This window comes from Streptomyces sp. NPDC102270, assembly GCF_044766405.1.
Classification (GTDB): Bacteria; Actinomycetota; Actinomycetes; order Streptomycetales; family Streptomycetaceae; genus Streptomyces.
This window is the reverse complement of sequence record NZ_JBIWLX010000004.1, coordinates 158,980-175,447: the sequence shown is the minus strand read 5'-3', so window position 1 is coordinate 175,447 and position 16,468 is coordinate 158,980. Positions and strand designations below refer to the sequence as shown.

At 70.7% G+C, this 16,468-nt stretch carries 14 protein-coding genes; 8 read left to right on the top strand and 6 right to left on the bottom strand.

Features of this window, described 5'->3' with window-relative positions; genetic code table 11:
- Window positions 1–15: 15 nt before the first annotated feature.
- The 3 genes from ACIRP7_RS08575 (at window position 16) to ACIRP7_RS08565 (ending at window position 4,506) form a co-directional block, all read left to right on the top strand.
- Window positions 16–948 (top strand): serine/threonine-protein kinase, encoded by a 933-nt coding sequence (locus ACIRP7_RS08575; RefSeq protein ID WP_403655422.1) that lies wholly within the window; start codon window positions 16–18, stop codon window positions 946–948.
- Between the two features lie 125 nt (window positions 949–1,073).
- Window positions 1,074–2,687: a succinic semialdehyde dehydrogenase gene (locus tag ACIRP7_RS08570; protein ID WP_403655420.1), complete on the top strand. Its 1,614-nt coding sequence runs from the start codon at window positions 1,074–1,076 to the stop codon at window positions 2,685–2,687.
- 40 nt (window positions 2,688–2,727) lie between these two features.
- A complete protein-coding gene (locus tag ACIRP7_RS08565; RefSeq protein WP_403655418.1) occupies window positions 2,728–4,506 on the top strand; it encodes a GMC family oxidoreductase N-terminal domain-containing protein in 1,779 nt (592 codons plus the stop codon).
- 104 nt (window positions 4,507–4,610) lie between these two features.
- Here the strand turns inward: ACIRP7_RS08565 and ACIRP7_RS08560 are convergent, their stop codons facing one another.
- On the bottom strand, window positions 4,611–5,636 hold the full coding sequence (locus tag ACIRP7_RS08560) for an LPXTG cell wall anchor domain-containing protein (RefSeq protein WP_403655416.1): 1,026 nt from the start codon (window positions 5,634–5,636) through the stop codon (window positions 4,611–4,613).
- A 214-nt stretch (window positions 5,637–5,850) separates the two neighbouring features.
- Between ACIRP7_RS08560 and ACIRP7_RS08555 the strand changes: the two genes are divergently transcribed.
- Window positions 5,851–6,948 (top strand): hypothetical protein, encoded by a 1,098-nt coding sequence (locus ACIRP7_RS08555; protein ID WP_403655414.1) that lies wholly within the window; start codon window positions 5,851–5,853, stop codon window positions 6,946–6,948.
- A gap of 573 nt (window positions 6,949–7,521) precedes the next feature.
- On the opposite strand, the gene ACIRP7_RS08550 is transcribed toward ACIRP7_RS08555, so the two are convergent.
- On the bottom strand, window positions 7,522–7,776 hold the full coding sequence (locus tag ACIRP7_RS08550; RefSeq protein ID WP_403655412.1) for a chorismate mutase: 255 nt from the start codon (window positions 7,774–7,776) through the stop codon (window positions 7,522–7,524).
- A gap of 316 nt (window positions 7,777–8,092) precedes the next feature.
- Here ACIRP7_RS08550 and guaA point away from each other — a divergent pair, with 316 nt between their 5' ends.
- Window positions 8,093–9,670 (top strand): glutamine-hydrolyzing GMP synthase, encoded by a 1,578-nt coding sequence (guaA, locus tag ACIRP7_RS08545; protein WP_403655410.1) that lies wholly within the window; start codon window positions 8,093–8,095, stop codon window positions 9,668–9,670.
- An 18-nt stretch (window positions 9,671–9,688) separates the two neighbouring features.
- Here guaA and ACIRP7_RS08540 read toward each other — a convergent pair whose 3' ends face one another.
- Complete coding sequence (locus ACIRP7_RS08540) at window positions 9,689–10,156, bottom strand: pyridoxamine 5'-phosphate oxidase family protein (RefSeq protein WP_403655408.1); 468 nt, start codon at window positions 10,154–10,156, stop codon at window positions 9,689–9,691.
- Window positions 10,157–10,296: 140 nt separating this feature from the next.
- On the opposite strand from ACIRP7_RS08540, the gene ACIRP7_RS08535 reads away from it, so the two are divergent.
- Window positions 10,297–11,103: a class II aldolase/adducin family protein gene (locus ACIRP7_RS08535; protein WP_403655406.1), complete on the top strand. Its 807-nt coding sequence runs from the start codon at window positions 10,297–10,299 to the stop codon at window positions 11,101–11,103.
- A 66-nt stretch (window positions 11,104–11,169) separates the two neighbouring features.
- On the opposite strand, the gene ACIRP7_RS08530 is transcribed toward ACIRP7_RS08535, so the two are convergent.
- The gene (locus ACIRP7_RS08530) at window positions 11,170–12,027 is read right to left on the bottom strand and encodes an ANTAR domain-containing protein (RefSeq protein WP_403655404.1); all 858 of its coding nucleotides are present in this window, start codon (window positions 12,025–12,027) and stop codon (window positions 11,170–11,172) included.
- 422 nt (window positions 12,028–12,449) lie between these two features.
- Window positions 12,450–13,109: a hypothetical protein gene (locus ACIRP7_RS08525; RefSeq protein ID WP_403655402.1), complete on the bottom strand. Its 660-nt coding sequence runs from the start codon at window positions 13,107–13,109 to the stop codon at window positions 12,450–12,452.
- A 36-nt stretch (window positions 13,110–13,145) separates the two neighbouring features.
- Here ACIRP7_RS08525 and ACIRP7_RS08520 point away from each other — a divergent pair, with 36 nt between their 5' ends.
- A complete protein-coding gene (locus ACIRP7_RS08520; RefSeq protein WP_403655400.1) occupies window positions 13,146–13,832 on the top strand; it encodes a hypothetical protein in 687 nt (228 codons plus the stop codon).
- A 144-nt stretch (window positions 13,833–13,976) separates the two neighbouring features.
- Here the strand turns inward: ACIRP7_RS08520 and ACIRP7_RS08515 are convergent, their stop codons facing one another.
- Entirely contained in the window at window positions 13,977–14,873 is an 897-nt protein-coding gene (locus ACIRP7_RS08515) for a DUF4429 domain-containing protein (RefSeq protein ID WP_403655398.1), read from the bottom strand.
- Between the two features lie 231 nt (window positions 14,874–15,104).
- On the opposite strand from ACIRP7_RS08515, the gene ACIRP7_RS08510 reads away from it, so the two are divergent.
- Window positions 15,105–16,394 carry a hypothetical protein gene (locus tag ACIRP7_RS08510; RefSeq protein ID WP_403655396.1) on the top strand — a complete coding sequence of 430 codons (1,290 nt, stop codon included), beginning with the start codon at window positions 15,105–15,107 and terminating at the stop codon, window positions 16,392–16,394.
- The last annotated feature ends 74 nt before the right edge of the window (window positions 16,395–16,468 follow it).

Genomic DNA, 16,468 nt, shown 5'->3' with positions numbered 1-16,468 from the left:
CGGTACTCATGTGCCATGAGTGAAGACGGCGAACTCCCGCCCGACGGACGTCTGATCGGTGGGCGTTACCGGCTCGTCGAACGGGTCGGCTCCGGGCCGGGCGGCACGGTGTGGCGGGCTCGAGACGAGCAGGACGAGCGGTACGTCGCCGTCAAGGAGCCCCGGCTGACCGGGGATCCGGAGGACGAGGAGCGGCGGCGGGCCGCGCACCGGCTGCCGCACGAGGCACGGGCCGCGGCGTGGGTCGACCATCCGGCGGCCGTCGCCATCCATGACGTACTCCTCGACGACGGACTGCCCTGGATCGTCATGGAGTTGGTGGAGGGCGAGTCGCTGGACGCCGCTCTCGCCGGGCGGGGGCCGCTGCCTGCCGCCGAGGCCGCCCGGATCGGGCTCGCCGTCCTCGGCGCACTCCACGCGGCCCACGGCGTCGGCATCGTTCACCGCGACCTCAAGCCGGCCAACGTCCTGCTCGAAGCGGGGAGTGGACGCGTCGTCGTCACCGACTTCGGGATCGGCGGCGCCGGGCACACCGACGGCCGGGAGGCCTCCGCCGGGTTCGCCGCCCCGGAGTGCGCGTCGGGGCCCGGCGCCGGGCCCGCTTCCGATCTGTGGTCGTTGGGGGCGGTGCTCCGGGTGGCCGTGGCGGACGACGCCCGGTCCGGTCCGCTGGAGTCACTGCTGGAGCGACTCCTCGTCCCCGAGCCGGAGAAGCGGCCCCCGGCGGAGGAAGTCGCCCGCGTGCTGGCCGAGGTCGCCGGGGCGAGCCTGCCGGAGTGGGCCGCGGAAACGCCCGCCCCGCCTCCGGCCCCGGAAGCCCCGGCACACACCCCCGCGCTGCCCGTGACCGACATCCCCGACCCGGCCACCGCGCCCCAGGAGCCCCGCCGCCTCACCGCGCTGTCCGCCCTCGGCCTCCTGCTGCAGAAAAAACCCGAACGCGGCTGATCGTCCCCTCCCAACGCCCTGATCAGCACATTCATCGCCAGTCATCACTGGCACAGTGGGTGTCGTCGGGAACGCCCGTTACCGACGGGTACCCAAAGCCCCCGCTCCCGAATACCCTGCGGCTCATGACGGACGCGCAGGCCCCGGCCAAGACCGGCACGAACCCCCTCGCCCCCGCGCCGCAGGGCGCCCGCACCGCGGCCGACGTGGTCACCCCGGAGCTGGTCGCCCAGCTCACCAAGGGGGTGACCGGGTCCGGCCGCACCGCCAACCACACGCCGTTCACCGGCGAGAAGCTGGCGGACCTGCCCGAATCCACCCCCGAGGACGTGGAGAGGGCCTTCGAGTCGGCCCGCCGGGCGCAGGCGGTGTGGGAGCAGACCCCCGTACGGCAGCGCGCGGCCGTCCTGCTCCGCTTCCACGACCTCGTCCTCGAACGCCAGGCGGAGGTCCTCGACCTCATCCAGCTGGAGACCGGCAAGGCCCGGCTGCACGCCCACGAGGAGGTGCAGGCGGTCGCCGTGGCAGCCCGGCACTACGGCCGTAAAGCGCCCGCCTATCTCAAGCCGAAGCGGCACACCGGTGCCGTGCCCACCCTCACCAAGGTCACCGAGCTGCGCCACCCGCGCGGGGTCGTCGGCCAGATCGCCCCCTGGAACTATCCGCTGGAGCTGTCGGTGGGCGACGCGCTCCCCGCCTTCGTCGCGGGCAACGCCGTCGTCATGAAGCCGGACACCGAGACCTGCCTGACCGCCCTGTGGGCCCGCGACCTGCTCGTCGAGGCGGGCCTTCCCGCCGAGGTGTTCCAGGTCGTCCTCGGCGAGGGTCCCGTCGTCGGCCCCGAGGTCGTCCGGCACGCCGACTACGTCTCCTTCACCGGCTCCACCCGCACGGGCCGCGAGGTCGCCCAGGGTGCCGCCGCCCGACTGGTCGGCGTCTCCCTCGAACTCGGCGGCAAGAACGCCATGCTGGTCCTGGAGGACGCCGACATCGACAAGGCCGCCGCCGGGGCCGTCCGCGCCTGCTTCTCCTCGGCCGGCCAACTCTGCATCTCCATCGAGCGGTTGTACGTCCACGAGTCGATCGCGGACGCCTTCCTGGAGCGCTTCGCCGCCCGTACGAAGGCCATGCGGCTCGGCACGTCCCTCGCCTACGGCGCCGATATGGGATCCCTGGTCGGGGAGCGGCAGCTGGAGACCGTCACCCGGCATGTCGAGGAGGCGGTGTCCAAGGGCGCGAAGGTCGTCGCCGGCGGTGTCGCCCGCCCGGACGTCGGCCCGTACTTCTTCGAGCCGACCATCCTCGACGGCGTCACCGAGCCCATGGCGGTCTGCACCGAGGAGACCTTCGGCCCGGTCGTCTCGATCTACCGCTTCACGACCGAGGACGAGGCGGTGGAGCTCGCCAACTCCACGCCGTACGGCCTGAACTCGTCGGTGTGGACGAAGGACGGCAGGCGCGGCCGCGAGATCGCCTCCCGGGTGCGGGCCGGGACCGTCAACGTCAACGAGGGATACGCCTCCGCCTACGGCAGCGTCCAGTCCCCGATGGGCGGCATGAAGGACTCGGGCCTCGGGCGCCGGCACGGCTCCGAGGGCATCCTCAAGTACACCGAGGCCCAGACGATCGCCCAGCAGCGGCTGCTGCCGATGGCGCCCTCGCTGGGCATGGACGACGAGAAGTACGCGCAGTTCATGAGCCGGAGCCTGAAGGTGATGAAGGCCTTCCGCTTCAAGTAGGAACACCGGTTCTCAACGACGTTCTCAACGAGGAGAGCACGTGCCACAGGACACCTACGACTACGACGTCATCGTCGTCGGCTCCGGCTTCGGCGGCAGCGTCACCGCCCTTCGCCTCACCGAGAAGGGCTACCGCGTAGGTGTCCTGGAAGCCGGCCGCCGCTTCACCCGCGAGACGCTCCCCAGGAACTCCTGGGACCTGAAGAACTACCTCTGGGCGCCGAAGCTCGGCATGTTCGGCATCCAGCGCATCCACCTCCTGGGCAACGTCATGGTCCTCGCGGGGGCGGGCGTCGGCGGCGGCTCCCTCAACTACGCCAACACCCTCTATGTCCCGCCGACACCCTTCTTCGAGGACCCGCAGTGGCGTGACATCACCGACTGGCAGGAGGAGTTGAAGCCGTACTACGACCAGGCCCGCCGCATGCTCGGCGTACGGCTCAACCCGAAGATGACCCCCTCCGACGTCCACCTCAAGGCGGCCGCCGAACGGATGGGCGTCGGCGACACCTTCCACATGGCCCCGGTCGGTGTCTTCTTCGGCGACGGCGAGGACGCGGAGGGCAAGTGGAAAGCAGCCCCCGGCGAGCAGGTCGACGACCCCTACTTCGGCGGCGCGGGCCCCTCCCGCAAGGCCTGCATCGAGTGCGGCGAGTGCATGACCGGCTGCCGGCACGGCGCCAAGAACACCCTGAACGAGAACTACCTCTACCTCGCCGAGAAGGCGGGCGCGGTCGTCCACCCGCTCACCACCGTCGTGTCGGTCACGGACGACTCCCAGGGCGGCTACGCGATCGCGACCCTCCCCACCGACGACCGTCGCAAGGCGAAGGGCCGCACCTTCAAGGCCCGCAAGGTCGTCATCGCCGCCGGCACCTACGGCACCCAGACCCTGCTGCACCGCATGAAGGCGGGCGGTCAACTTCCGTACCTCTCGGACCGGTTGGGCGAGCTCACCCGCACCAACTCCGAGGCCCTGGTCGGCGCCCAGACCGACGACCGCCGCTACCGCAGGGCGACCGGCGCGCCGAAGGCCGACTTCACCCGGGGCGTCGCCATCACCTCGTCGATCCACCCGGACGAGAACACCCACATCGAGCCGGTCCGCTACGGCAGGGGTTCCAACTCGATGGGCAGCCTCTCGATCCTCCAGGTGCCCTACGCCGAGGGTTCGTCGAGGGTCATGGCCTGGCTGGCCAACGCCGCGAAGCACCCGCTTCTCGTGCTGCGCTCCCTCTCCAACCGCCGCTGGTCGGAGAAGACCATCATCGGCCTGGTCATGCAGTCACTGGACAACTCCCTGACGACGTACCTGAAACCGGACGGCGTCGGCAGGGGCCTGCTCACCGCCCGCCAGGGCCACGGCTCGCCCAACCCCAAGCAGATCAGGGCCGCTTCCGAGGCCGCTTCCGCGATCGCCGCCGACATCAACGGCTTCGCCGGCTCCAACGTCGGCGAGCTGATGGGCGCCCCGCTCACCGCCCACTTCCTCGGCGGCTGCCCCATCGGCTCCTCCCGCGAGACCGGCGTCATCGACCCGTACCACCGGCTCTACGGCCACCCCGGGATCTCGGTCGTGGACGGCGCCGCGGTCTCCGCCAACCTCGGTGTGAACCCCTCGCTGACCATCACCGCGCAGGCCGAGCGGGCGATGTCGTACTGGCCCAACAAGGGCGAGCAGGACCCGCGTCCGGCGCAGGGCGAGGCCTACGTCCGTCTCGACGCCGTCGAGCCCAAGTCGCCGGCGGTCCCGGCGGAGGCCTTCGGCGCGCTGAAGCTGCCGTTCCTGGGAATGCCGGCGGTGCCGAAGAAGTCGTAGCGCCAAGAAAGACACAAGAAAGACAGAAGAGAAGGACCCGCACCCCCCTCCGAGTGCGGGTCCTTCTCCTGTCCTGCGCCGAGTCGCGCCTACCGCGCTACGACTCAGGCGTGGGCGCCGGCCGCGCCCTTGCGCCGCTTCACCGCGAAGACCACACCGGTACCGGCGACGACGGCGAAGCCGCCGACGAGGCCGAGGACCGGCAGGGCCGAGCTCGAACCGGTCTCGGCGAGCTGACCGTCGGCGTCGACGGTGTTGACGTCGGAGATGACGTTCTTGCCGCCGGTCTGCGGCTTGGAGTCGTTCGGCTTGCCCGCGTCGGAGCCGGCCGGCAGGACCTCGAAGTAGTAGATGCCGGCGTTCTCGTCGGAGGAGACCCAGCAGCCCTTGTCGTCCGAGTACTGCGCGAGACCGATGGCGATGCCGATGGCGCTCGGGACCTGACGGTCGACCTTCACCCGCAGCTGGTAGCTGAGGGAGTCGCCGCCGTCGAGGGAGAAGGCGTTGAACGCGCCGCCCTCACCGAACTCCGTGGTCACGTCGACCCAGGCGCCGCCCTGCTTCACCTGCAGGGTGAGCAGGTCGCTGTAGTCCTCCTCGAAGTCCCAGTCGACCGCCCCGACACCGACGATGGGCTGAATGTCCTTGATCGTGTCGTCGCCGGTGTTGCTGACGTTGAACTTGAAGTTCGTCCAGCCGCTGCCCGCCACGATGCTCTCGGGCAGGCCGGTCAGGGAGCTGTGCAGGGCGTCGCTGTTGTTGAAGATCGGGCCGTCGTCCTCCTCGACCGCGCACTCGTCGACGGGCTTGCCGCTCTCGCTCGGCGAGGGGCTGGCGCTGGCGGAGCCGGACGGGCTCACCGAGGCGCTGGTGGAGGGGGCCGGGCTGGACTGGCCGGCGGCGGGGGAGCTCTCACCCGTGGCAGGCGTGGTCTCGGGGGCGGCCGGGGTCGACTCCGGGGCGGCCGGGGTGCTTTCGGGGGCCGCCGGGGTGGTCTCGCCGGCGGGCGTGCTCTCGGCGGCGGTCGGCGTGGGGGACTCGTCAGCGAACGCGCTCGGCGCGGCGAACAGCGCCAGCGGCGCTATCGCGGCGGTCGCGGCCGCGGCGGCCAGTGCACGACGAAGCTTCATGAAGACCTCGGATGTCAGGTGTGCCGCATTGTCCGCGGCACGCGTCAAGGAGAGGCCTCCGCGTGTGGGGCGCGGGTGGGGCCCGTGATTCGTGACGTTTGATTCGCGACAACTGTGAATGGTTGTGCGGGCGTTCACAGAAACCTTATGTGGGCTGAGTCACATGCAGGTTCGCCTTGTGAAAGGGCTTTCCCAGGCCTCAGAACTGACCGACGTGTCTGAAGACCCCAAGATCCCGGACGACGTCTGGGAACAGTTCGCCCGTGATACCGAGCGGGACATCCGAGACTCCGCCCCCAAGGAGCCGTCCGCACGGGCCCGTGAGGTGACGGAGCGGCTGCGGCGACAGGAAGCGCGCGGTGAACTGCCGGAGGGCTGGCGCACCGGGCCGGTCCGGCAGCAGAGGAAGAGCCGACGGGGTCTGTGGGGCGTTCTCGGTGTCGCCGTCGCGGTCGTGGTGGCCGTCGTGGCGGTGAAGCCGTCCCTGGTGCCGGGCGATCCCTTCGGCGCCGGGACCTCCGAGGCCGCGTCCTCCCCGCTGCCCATGGAGACGGCGGCCCCGACCACGGCCCCGGGCGCCGTGGACGCCGAGACCCCCACCCTCGACGACCCCTTCGCCGGCTCCCCGGCCAAGCAGTGGGCCGACGGCGAGGGCGGGATCGTCGTACCGGAGGCGAAGGCCGTGGGCGGCCGGTCCGCGGCGAAGGTCGGCCAGGCCCTGAAGCTGACCAGAAAGCTCCTGGTCGAGTCCAACCTCTCCCCGGCCACGCTGCGCGGCGAACGGCCCGCCGCGGCGCTCGCCCTGCTGGACCCGCGGCAGGGCGACGTCCTCGACCGGCTCGAGACCGGCCTGCGCACGCCGGACAAGGACCACGACCCGCTGTCGATGTTCAGCCGTTTCGATCCCGCTGAGGTCAGGCTCGCCGGTGACGTGGTCAAGCTCCGTGGCCGGATCACGGTCAAGGCGGGCGAGCACGCCTCCGTGGCCGTCCACGCCGACTACACCTTCGTCTACCCGGTCGTCCGCACCGACGGCACCACCGAGGTCACCCGCACCATCGTCCGCCGCGTCCTCGACGTCGAGCTTCCCGACCCGGCCAAGTACCGGGTCACACCGGGCAGGCTCACCGTCCTGCGCCACGACGAGAGCGCCGGCAACACCTCCTGCGATGTCTACGACGGCTTCCTGCACCCGAACTTCCCGTCGTCCCAGCCCACGGAACCGGAGCCCTCGGGGGAGACCAGGGACCCGTACGACCGCAGCGAGGACATCGGCCGGGCCAAGGACTGCGGCACGGTGTCCCGGGTCTGAGTCCACGTGCCCGAGGACGCGAGCGCCTGAGTCCAGGCAGGCGAAGGGCCCCGCGGGACGGAGCCGCGGGGCCCTTCTTTCGTCAGCACCGACGTCAGGGCTGCGCCGGTGCCTGGGAGCGGCGCCGGGGGGTTGCGCCGCTTGCCTTGGCTGCCCTGGGTCGGCGCCCCGGCGCGCAGGGGGCGCGCGGATGGTCTGGACCTCTGGCAGTACGGCAACGCAATACGGATGTGGTTGTCTACGGCGGGACTTGGGGGCTTTGTAGGCATCGTGCTGGATGGACGCGGCCTCCGCAACCGTTTGACCCAGCCTTGTGCCGGTACTTGTCCCGCCGGCCGACCCCGGGCGTCCCCGGAGCCGGCCGTTCTCTTGGGTGACCGGGCTGCTGTCCCCTGCCGTCCGGTCACTTCCTGGAGCGAGGTCCCACGGCGCACGGCGTGATCCGTGTGCCTCATCGCTCCAGCGAGCCACGCGTGGTTCTCTCGGGCCCGCCCCTGGCTGGCACGGACACCACCACCAACGAGGCGGTGCGCGCCGCGGTCACGCGCCGTACGGGTGAGGCGGGGCCCGAACTCAGATGCGACCGCGGCACAGTTCGAGCAGCGTCATGGCGAGGGAGGTGCCGGGCCTGCCGAGGGCGTCGCGGTAGCGGCCGAGGATCTCCATCTCGCGGGCGAGGTGGACCCGTCGGCCGCCGGAGGCGACACGGGTCTGCTGGACGACGGACGAGACGGCCATCCGTTCCTGGATCAGACCGATGATCCGGTCGTCGAGCGCGTCGATGCGCTCTCGGGCGTCCGCGATGGTCGCTTCCGGTGTGGTGGTCACGTGGGGCTCCTGGGTGGGGTGGGTGCCCCCGAGCGGCAAGGTCCGGAAAACACCAGGCGCCCCGGACCTTGTCGGCCCGGGGCGCCTGGGAAGTCGCTTGTCAGTTGCTCAAGCAGCACGACCATGGCAGCCGGCGGGCCGGGTGCCATAGGTGAACAGGAAGGTCGTCTGCGTGAGCATGGCAGCAGTATGCCGGGCCGGACGGGAGGGTCCAACCGGGTTCGCATCCTGAGACGGAGCTCGGCCCCGAATCGGCTCCACGACTCCCGGTAGACTCGGTACCACACACACCTCGCTCACCGCCGGAAGGCAACCCGTGTCATCAGCGAACCCCGCCGCCGCCCCCGACACCGTCCTGGTCGTCGACTTCGGTGCGCAGTACGCCCAGCTCATCGCCCGTCGTGTCCGCGAGGCCCGGGTCTACAGCGAGATCGTGCCGAGCACCATGCCGGTCGCGGAGATGCTCGCCAAGAACCCGGCGGCGATCATCCTCTCCGGCGGCCCCTCGTCGGTGTACGCGGAGGGCGCCCCGCGCCTGGACCGCGAGCTGTTCGAGTCCGGCGTCCCGCTCTTCGGCATGTGCTACGGCTTCCAGCTGATGGCCACCACCCTCGGCGGCACCGTCGACAACACCGGCGCCCGCGAGTACGGCCGCACCCCGCTGCACGTCTCGAAGTCCGGCTCGACCCTCTTCGAGGGCACCCCGGACGAGCAGTCGGTGTGGATGTCCCACGGCGACGCCTGCTCCGCCGCCCCCGAGGGCTTCAGTGTGACCGCGTCCACGGACGTCGTCCCGGTCGCCGCCTTCGAGAACGACGAGAAGAAGCTCTACGGCGTCCAGTACCACCCCGAGGTCATGCACTCCACGCACGGCCAGCAGGTCCTGGAGCACTTCCTGTACCGGGGTGCCGGTCTGAAGCCGGACTGGACCACCGGCAACGTGATCGAGGAGCAGGTCGCCGCGATCCGCGAGCAGGTCGGCGACAGGCGCGCGATCTGCGGCCTGTCCGGCGGCGTGGACTCCGCGGTGGCGGCAGCGCTCGTCGCGCGCGCCATCGGCGACCAGCTGACCTGCGTGTACGTCGACCACGGTCTGATGCGCAAGGGCGAGACCGAGCAGGTCGAGAAGGACTTCGTGGCCGCGACCGGCGTGAAGCTGGTCGTCGTCGACGCGGAGGAGCGCTTCCTGACCGCTCTGCAGGGTGTCTCCGACCCGGAGGAGAAGCGGAAGATCATCGGCCGGGAGTTCATCCGGGTCTTCGAGCAGGCCCAGGCGGAGATCATCGCGGACGAGGGTCCGGCGGTGGAGTTCCTCGTCCAGGGCACGCTCTACCCGGACGTGGTCGAGTCCGGTGGCGGCACCGGCACCGCCAACATCAAGTCCCACCACAACGTGGGCGGCCTCCCCGAGGACCTCGAGTTCCAGCTCATCGAGCCGCTGCGCAAGCTGTTCAAGGACGAGGTGCGCATGGTCGGCCAGGAGCTCGGACTCCCGGACGAGATCGTCCAGCGCCAGCCGTTCCCGGGCCCGGGACTCGGCATCCGCATCGTCGGCGAGGTGACGAAGGAGCGTCTCGACCTCCTCCGCGACGCCGACGCCATCGCCCGCGAGGAGCTGACCGCGGCCGGCCTCGACCGCGACATCTGGCAGTGCCCGGTGGTCCTGCTCGCCGACGTCCGCTCGGTCGGCGTCCAGGGCGACGGGCGGACCTACGGCCACCCGATCGTCCTGCGCCCGGTCTCCTCCGAGGACGCCATGACCGCCGACTGGTCGAGGCTGCCGTACGACGTCCTCGCGAAGATCTCGACGCGGATCACCAACGAGGTGGCCGACGTCAACCGTGTGGTGCTCGACGTGACGTCGAAGCCGCCGGGGACGATCGAGTGGGAGTAGGGCTCCCGCTCCTGAAGGTCAGGTCCGCTTGATCGTGCGCAGGGGGTGACCGGGCTTCCAGACCTGGAGGACCAGGTACTTCTCGTCCTCGACGGAGGTCCGCACGACCTCGGTCAGCTCGGTGCGGAAGAGGTGGAACGGCTCCGGCGGTTTCACCTCTTCGCCGTATGCGGCCTTGGTCCCGGGATCGGTGACCTCTCTCGCGTGACCGCTGATCCTTACGTCACCGCCGCCCATGCTCTGGCCCTCGCCGGGGTTCGCCTGGAGACAGAAGCGGGGGTCGCGGAGCAGGTCCCGCGCCTTCAGCGAGTCCGGCATCATGCCGAGCCAGAGCTCGCCGCCGAGGAAGCGGACCTCCAGGCCCGTCGTACGCGGGGAGCCGTCCTTGCGGAGCGTGGCGAGGACGTGGTGGGTGAAGGCGGCGAACCGGTCCTCGACGGTCCTGGCGAGGTCGGGTTCCGCGGCGGAGAAGGCAGCCCAGTTCATACCGGACAGTGTTCCTTCGATACCCGACATCCTCTGTCTGGTATCCGCCGGGCACGCCATCTTTACGAATCACCCCTGTTCTCTTGCGCTGACCGACGGTAACTTCCGCCACGTAAAGCAACCCAGTGCTGGAGGAGCACATGCACGGGACGCCCCTCGGGCCCACTCCGCCGATGCCGCTGCCCACCGAGAAGCTGCAGTTCGCGATGCCGCCGATGCACGACTCCGTCGAGGAGGAACGCCGGTACCGCAAGGAGCGGCTCGCCGGCGCGCTGCGGATCTTCGGCCGGCTCGGCTTCGAGGACGGGGTGTCCGGGCACATCACCGCACGGGACCCGGAGTTCACCGACTGCTTCTGGGTCAACCCCTTCGGCATGCCGTTCAAGCACGTCACCGTGAGCGACCTCGTGCTCGCCAACTCCGACGGGCAGGTGCTCGACGGCCGCTACCACGTCAACCAGGCGGCTTTCACCGTGCACTCCCAGGTGCACGCCGCCCGCCCCGACGTCGTCGCCGTCGCCCACTGCCACTCCGTGCACGGGCGGGCGCTGTCCACGCTCGGCGAGCTCCTCGACCCGCTCACCCAGGAGAGCTGCGCCTTCTACGAGGACCACGCGCTGTACGAGGCCTACACCGGGGTCGCCGTCGACGCCGACGAGGGCCGCCGGATCGCCGCCGCGCTCGGGTCCCGCAAGGCGCTGGTGCTGCGCAATCACGGGCTGCTGACCGTCGGGGACTCGGTGGACGCGGCGGCCTGGTGGTTCCTGTCGATGGAACGGTCCAGCCAGGTGCAGCTGCTGGCCCGCGCCGCCGGACGGCCCGTGCTCATCGACCACCGGGCGGCGGTGGCGACCTGGCAGCAGCTGGGCGGGGATCTCGTGGCGTGGATCAACTACCAGCCGATGTGGCAGGACATCAGCCGCAGCGAGCCGGATCTGCTGAGCTAGTGCTCTGACCGCATATCTTCGCCGGGTTGGGCGGGTGTGGATCCTCACTGACCGGACACGAAACGGTCAGCGGTGATTGCGCGCGGTGGTGTGGAGGTGTTCCAGGGCGTCGAGGACGACGGTGTGGCGATGCCAGTGCAGCCACCGACCCACGGCGGCGCCGGTCTTCTCCAAGGCGGTGAGCTGTGTCCGGCTGAGGCCCGCCAGGGGTCGTTCGTGGTGGGAGGAGATCATGCCGAGCACGTGGCCACGGCTGGTCAGGGGGAGGCTGTGGGCGGCGCGGCTGCCGGCCTGGAGGATGGCGTGGCGGGAATCGTCATCGAAGATGTCGGCTGATTCGACGTCTTTCACGGTGATCTGCTGACGCTGCTGGGCAGCTTGCGCGCACAAGGTGGTCGAATCCTGGACGAAGGCGAAGAAGTCGGTGAAATGCCGGTTCAGGCCCGTGTGCTTCTCCAGGCGCAGCATCCCGTGTTCGGCGAGCTGAACGTTGCCCATATCGGTTTCGGTGACGTGCAGGACCCGCCGCAGCGCCGTCCGAAGGACCAGTGCGTGGCTTTCGGCCCCCGCCCCTTGCAGCGCCAGATCCGGCAGCGCGGGGGCGACGAAGCGGGCCCGGCGCGGAAACCACTGCACGGCACCGGAGTCCGGGCCGGCGATGCGCGCCACGGCATCAGCGAGCGTGTGCAGTTTGATGTTGAAGCGCTGAGACGTCTGCTTCAGCAGTTCGAACCCTGCGGCGGGACCGGCCAGACGGTAGCGGTGGACCAGGATCCGCTGTGCCGGTTCGACCGCGGCCCGCGCGAGCTGCCGGTTGCGCACCTCAAGTGCAGCCGCTGACGCGGTGGGTATGCCCTCACGAGGCCCGTCCGTGCGGGGACCGACCGGCAAGGGGCCGGACATACCTTGGCTTTCGTCGATCACAACGGCACCTCCTGAGGGCATAAGGACACGAAGGGACCGCAGGAGCGCACGCTTGCTCGCGACGCGTCCCGCGGTGTGCCTGTGGCCTAAGCACTCACCATCACCCTAAACACACAACTGCCCAGCTCGACACAGGGCCTCACCTGCCAGAAGTTCGCCATCGCGGGCTCGCCGCCTTGTCGTCGGGTTTCAGCGCTGGACGTTGTGATCGTCATGGCGGTGCGTGTCCGTCGCCCAGGGCTGCGGTGTTCTTGCCGGGCCGGGACGTGCTCAGCTTCACCGCCGCGGCTGCCGTGGTCGGCCGCCGCTGCATGGGTCGGCCCTGCGTGCCGGCTTCTTCGCTCGGCGGCGTAGGTCCGGGGGAGGTGGTGGAGCACCTTACGGGCCGTCCGGCGCAGGGGCGGGGCCGATGTGGTGCGCGGCTAGCGGCGGTGCAGGTGGGGTCGGACTCCGCCCCTTACCGAGCCGAAGCCGACGTCGGGGCCTGCACCGCGCGTGGCGTCGTCGCTGCGTGTCACTCTCGCCCTGCGGCCGACGCCGAGGAGTTGGGCGCTCGCCCACACCACGTGGGTGCCGGTTTCCATCGCCCGGCCGTCGGTCAGGGTGAGGGGGTCGATGGCCGTCTCGCCGGTGACCACGACGCGGTGGCGGCCACCGCCGAGCGGTTGGGTGCACGGGATCGGATCGGCCTCCGGGAACCACCACATGTTCCGGGCCGTCTCGTGGACCAGGAGTTCGCCGTAGGCGTGCCCGAGCGGGTGCGGGGCCTCCCAGCCGTCGGCGCCCTTGATGCCGGCCAGCAGGTCGGGGTCGAGGAGCATAGGGCCGTAGCGCTCGACGAGGACGAGGGGTTCACCGTTGGCGTGGCGCATCGACGACATCCGCTGGCGCGACGGCAAACTCCACGTCACCACCACGATCGGCATATGGCCCCCCTCCCACAGGTGCGCCTGGAGCCGGGTGCGCTGCAGGACACGGGGTTCGTTGACCGGGCGGAGCAGCTCGACGCGGTAGGAGCGGCGCAGCAAGTGGTTCTGCAGGGGCCCGGGTTCGAGGGCCAGGAACAGCGGATCCGCTGCCACCTGTACGGTTCCGCCTCTCGCTATTTTACTTGCGGAATGCGCTGGCGAGACAGCAGTTCATGGTGTGTCGCCAACATCGTTTTCGGGTTGGTCCTCGCGGCTCTGGGCGCCTGGCGCATCGGGCCGGCGCACCACCGCGAGCACCAGCAACGGGTCGCGTCGGCGTGTATCGCCGAGCGTGGTGTCGAGCAGTGCCTGCCGGTGCGGACCGCCGCCATCACCAAAACAGTCAAGCTGAAGCAGACGTTCGGCGGGGACATGCTGGACGTGTATCTCGACGGGGCCTCGAAGCCGGCGTTCGAGATCTCGCCGCACTGGAGCGAGCGGGACAGCTCGACAGTGGTCGTCGCCGACCTGCAGGGCAAGGTCTGGGCCTGGCAGGAGAGCGCGCACCACCGATGGCAAGAACTGTACAAAACATGGCCGCTGCGGACACTCATCTATCTCTCAGTGATCCTGATCGGCGGCTGGTTCGTACTGAACTTCGCGAGCGAGCTGCTCATCGAGGGGCACAGCCGGTACAGAGAACTGGCCGAGAGGTTGGTCGCCCTGTACGGCGGAGTGAGCTTTGCGGGGACGGCGATCCTCGCCGGGTTCTCCTTCTCCTGGATCTTCGGGCTGGGCTCCATCGCCGTCGTGGCGTTGGCCGTCGGAGTCAATGGCGCGGACCTCTGGCACCATTGGCAAAACGCCTGGCGCCGCGCTCGCCGTCTACCGCATTGACCGCACCCGCGCCCGCTCCCGCGTCCGTGCAGGACGGCAGCAACTTCAGCTAGGCGGCGTCGCAGGCGTTCGAAGATCGCCCCATGGACTCGGCCCGTGAAGCTGGTCGGCGCTCCAACCCGGTGAACCGTTGCGGTCGGAGCACTAGAAGCCCCGCAGCACCGCGGCCTTCGTCATCGCGAACTCCTCGTCCGTGAGCACCCCGTCGCGGTACAGCTCACCCAACTCCCGCAGTCTGCGCAGCAGTACGTCGTGGTGGTCGGCCGGGGTGGCGGCGGCCGCGGTGAGCCGGTGGCGGTGGGCGCCCGCGTCGCCGTACGGGAGGTCCCAGCGGGTGGACGGGTGCGGCAACCGGGCCGTGACCGCCGTCGCGACGAGCGCCGTGAGCAGGTCGCGACGGGTGCTGCCCCACAGGTCGAGGGCGTACGGGTCCTTGTCCGGCGGCAGTTTCGAGAACGACGTCCCGCGGGTCACGAACCGCAGGAAACCGTCCTCGAAACCGGAGTTGGGCAGCCACTCGACCTGGACGACGTCACCCACGTCGATGATGCGCGGTCCGGTCGCCCGCTTCACCCGGTCGGAGGTGTCGGACCAGTCGATACGGACCTGGGTGCCGTCGAAGGACACCGTGCCGTCGGAGGAGCGCACCGAGACCGGGACCGGCGGGCCGGACAGCAGATATGCCTTCGTCGGCTCGTTCGGGATCTCGTCGAGGAGGAGGGCGCGGCGGATCTCCTCGGCCACGTACTCGGCGACCCCGGCACGGTCGACGTCCACGGTCAGGCGGTACGGATCGGCCGGGTCCGGCAGGCGGCCGCCGGTCGCGTGCAGCAGCGGATCCGCGCCCTCGCGCAGCCGCATCCGCAGCCGGCCGCGCTTGCGCTCCGGTTCGAACGCCACGCCCGCGATGGCCTCCAGGGGCACGGCGACCTCGCCGTACGTCTGCCGGAACAGCGGCACGGAACGGTGGAGTCCCGGTGTGATCCTGACCGTTGTGCCGTCGAAGACCCAGGTCCCGTCACGCTGGATGATCTCGGCCATGGGGAAATTCTCGCAGCCGGGTCAACACGGCGGGCCCCGCTTCACCCGCGCTGACCAGACCTGCCAAGCGAGGGCGGTGTGCTGTAGGGCACAATTCGCTGTCATCACGGGGGAGTTGTCCGGGGTTCTCCGTGGGGTGCGGGGCGCGAGGGTTTGCGGGTTGTGCGGTCGGTCGGCCATGGGGTCATCCGGGGCCGGAGAGCAAGCGTTGTGGGAAGGCAGGCGTCGGTCGTGGCGGTGCAGGAAGCGAGACAGGGCGCGACCGGGGGTGTGCCCGCGGGGGCGCACGAGGGCGGCTGCGCCTGTGGGGACTGTCCGCACGGGGCGCGCGCCGGGCATCGGCGGGCGGTGGCGGCATTCCTCCTGAAGCGCGACGAGTTCGCCGCCGGGCAGGGCCTGCCGGCGGCCGTGGCGCACTCCGCGTCGGCCTCCCGGCAGTGGGTCTCGGAGGAACTGACCCAGTCCGCGGAGGCCGTGGCCGAGCGGGGGCGGGCGGAGGGTGCCGTCTGGCTCGCGCGGCTGTGGCGTCGAACCGCGTACGCGGTGTGGGCCGCTGTCGTGGTGCTCCTCCTCGTCCAGGCTCTGACCGCCATCGGCGCGGGGTGGACCACGGCGCGTACGGCCGGGCTGGTGGCGGCGCTGGTGGTCGCGGGTTCGCTGACCGCGGCGTCCTGGTTCCACCGGTCCCGGGGCGGGGTGCTCGCGCCGGTCATCGGTGAGGACAACCGGCTGTCCACCTCGCGGGCCGTCGCGGTCGCGTGGGTGCTGTTCGTCGCCTACGCGGTGCTCGTGCTGGTGGGCCGGCTGGCCGCGGCCTCCGACACCCATGAGCGGGACAGGCTGATCTCCGGGCTCGAACTGGCCCGGGGCGCGGGGGTCGTCACCGTGCTGGCCGTGGTGTGCGGGATCGCCGTGCTGGTGCGGCGGGTGGTCGGGCTGCGGGTGCTCGGGCAGCGGCTGCAGAAGGTGCGGGCGGACCGGCCGCGCGCCGCCGACCTGCTGACGGACGACTCCGGACGGGGCGCCTTCGCCGACATCCAGTACGCCGTGATCAGCGGGGTCGCCCTGCTGTTCGCGGCGGTACGGCTGGCCCGGCGGCCGGACCAGTTGCCGGATCTGCCGTGGGGACTGGCGGTGGTGGTGCTGGTGTCCGCGGCGACGTATGTCGCCGGGAAGTACGCGGAGGGCGGGCGGCCGGTGATCCTTTCCGTGGTGCGGTCGCGGGAGGCGGGTGACCTCGACGGGCCCGTCCGTACCGGGGACGACATCGAGATCCGGGGTGCGGGATTCGTGCCGCCGGGGGCACAGGGGGCGGATCGGCTGTCCCGGATGGTGGTGCGGATCGGCCCGGTGAACGTGCATGTGCCGTTGGTGCCGGTGGCCGGGGGATTCAGCAACCCAACGGACCAGGTGCTGACCGTGCCGGTGCCGGCCGATGTGGAGCCCGGCCGGGTCGAGGTGCAGGTGGTGACGGCGGCGGGCGTGGAGACCAATCGGTATGCGATCGATGTGACCGACTGAGGGGGTCGTGTCGGCAGGGGCGCGGGAAAACCCGCCATCCATTGAGTGGCGCCGCCCCTTCGTGCGTATGGTCT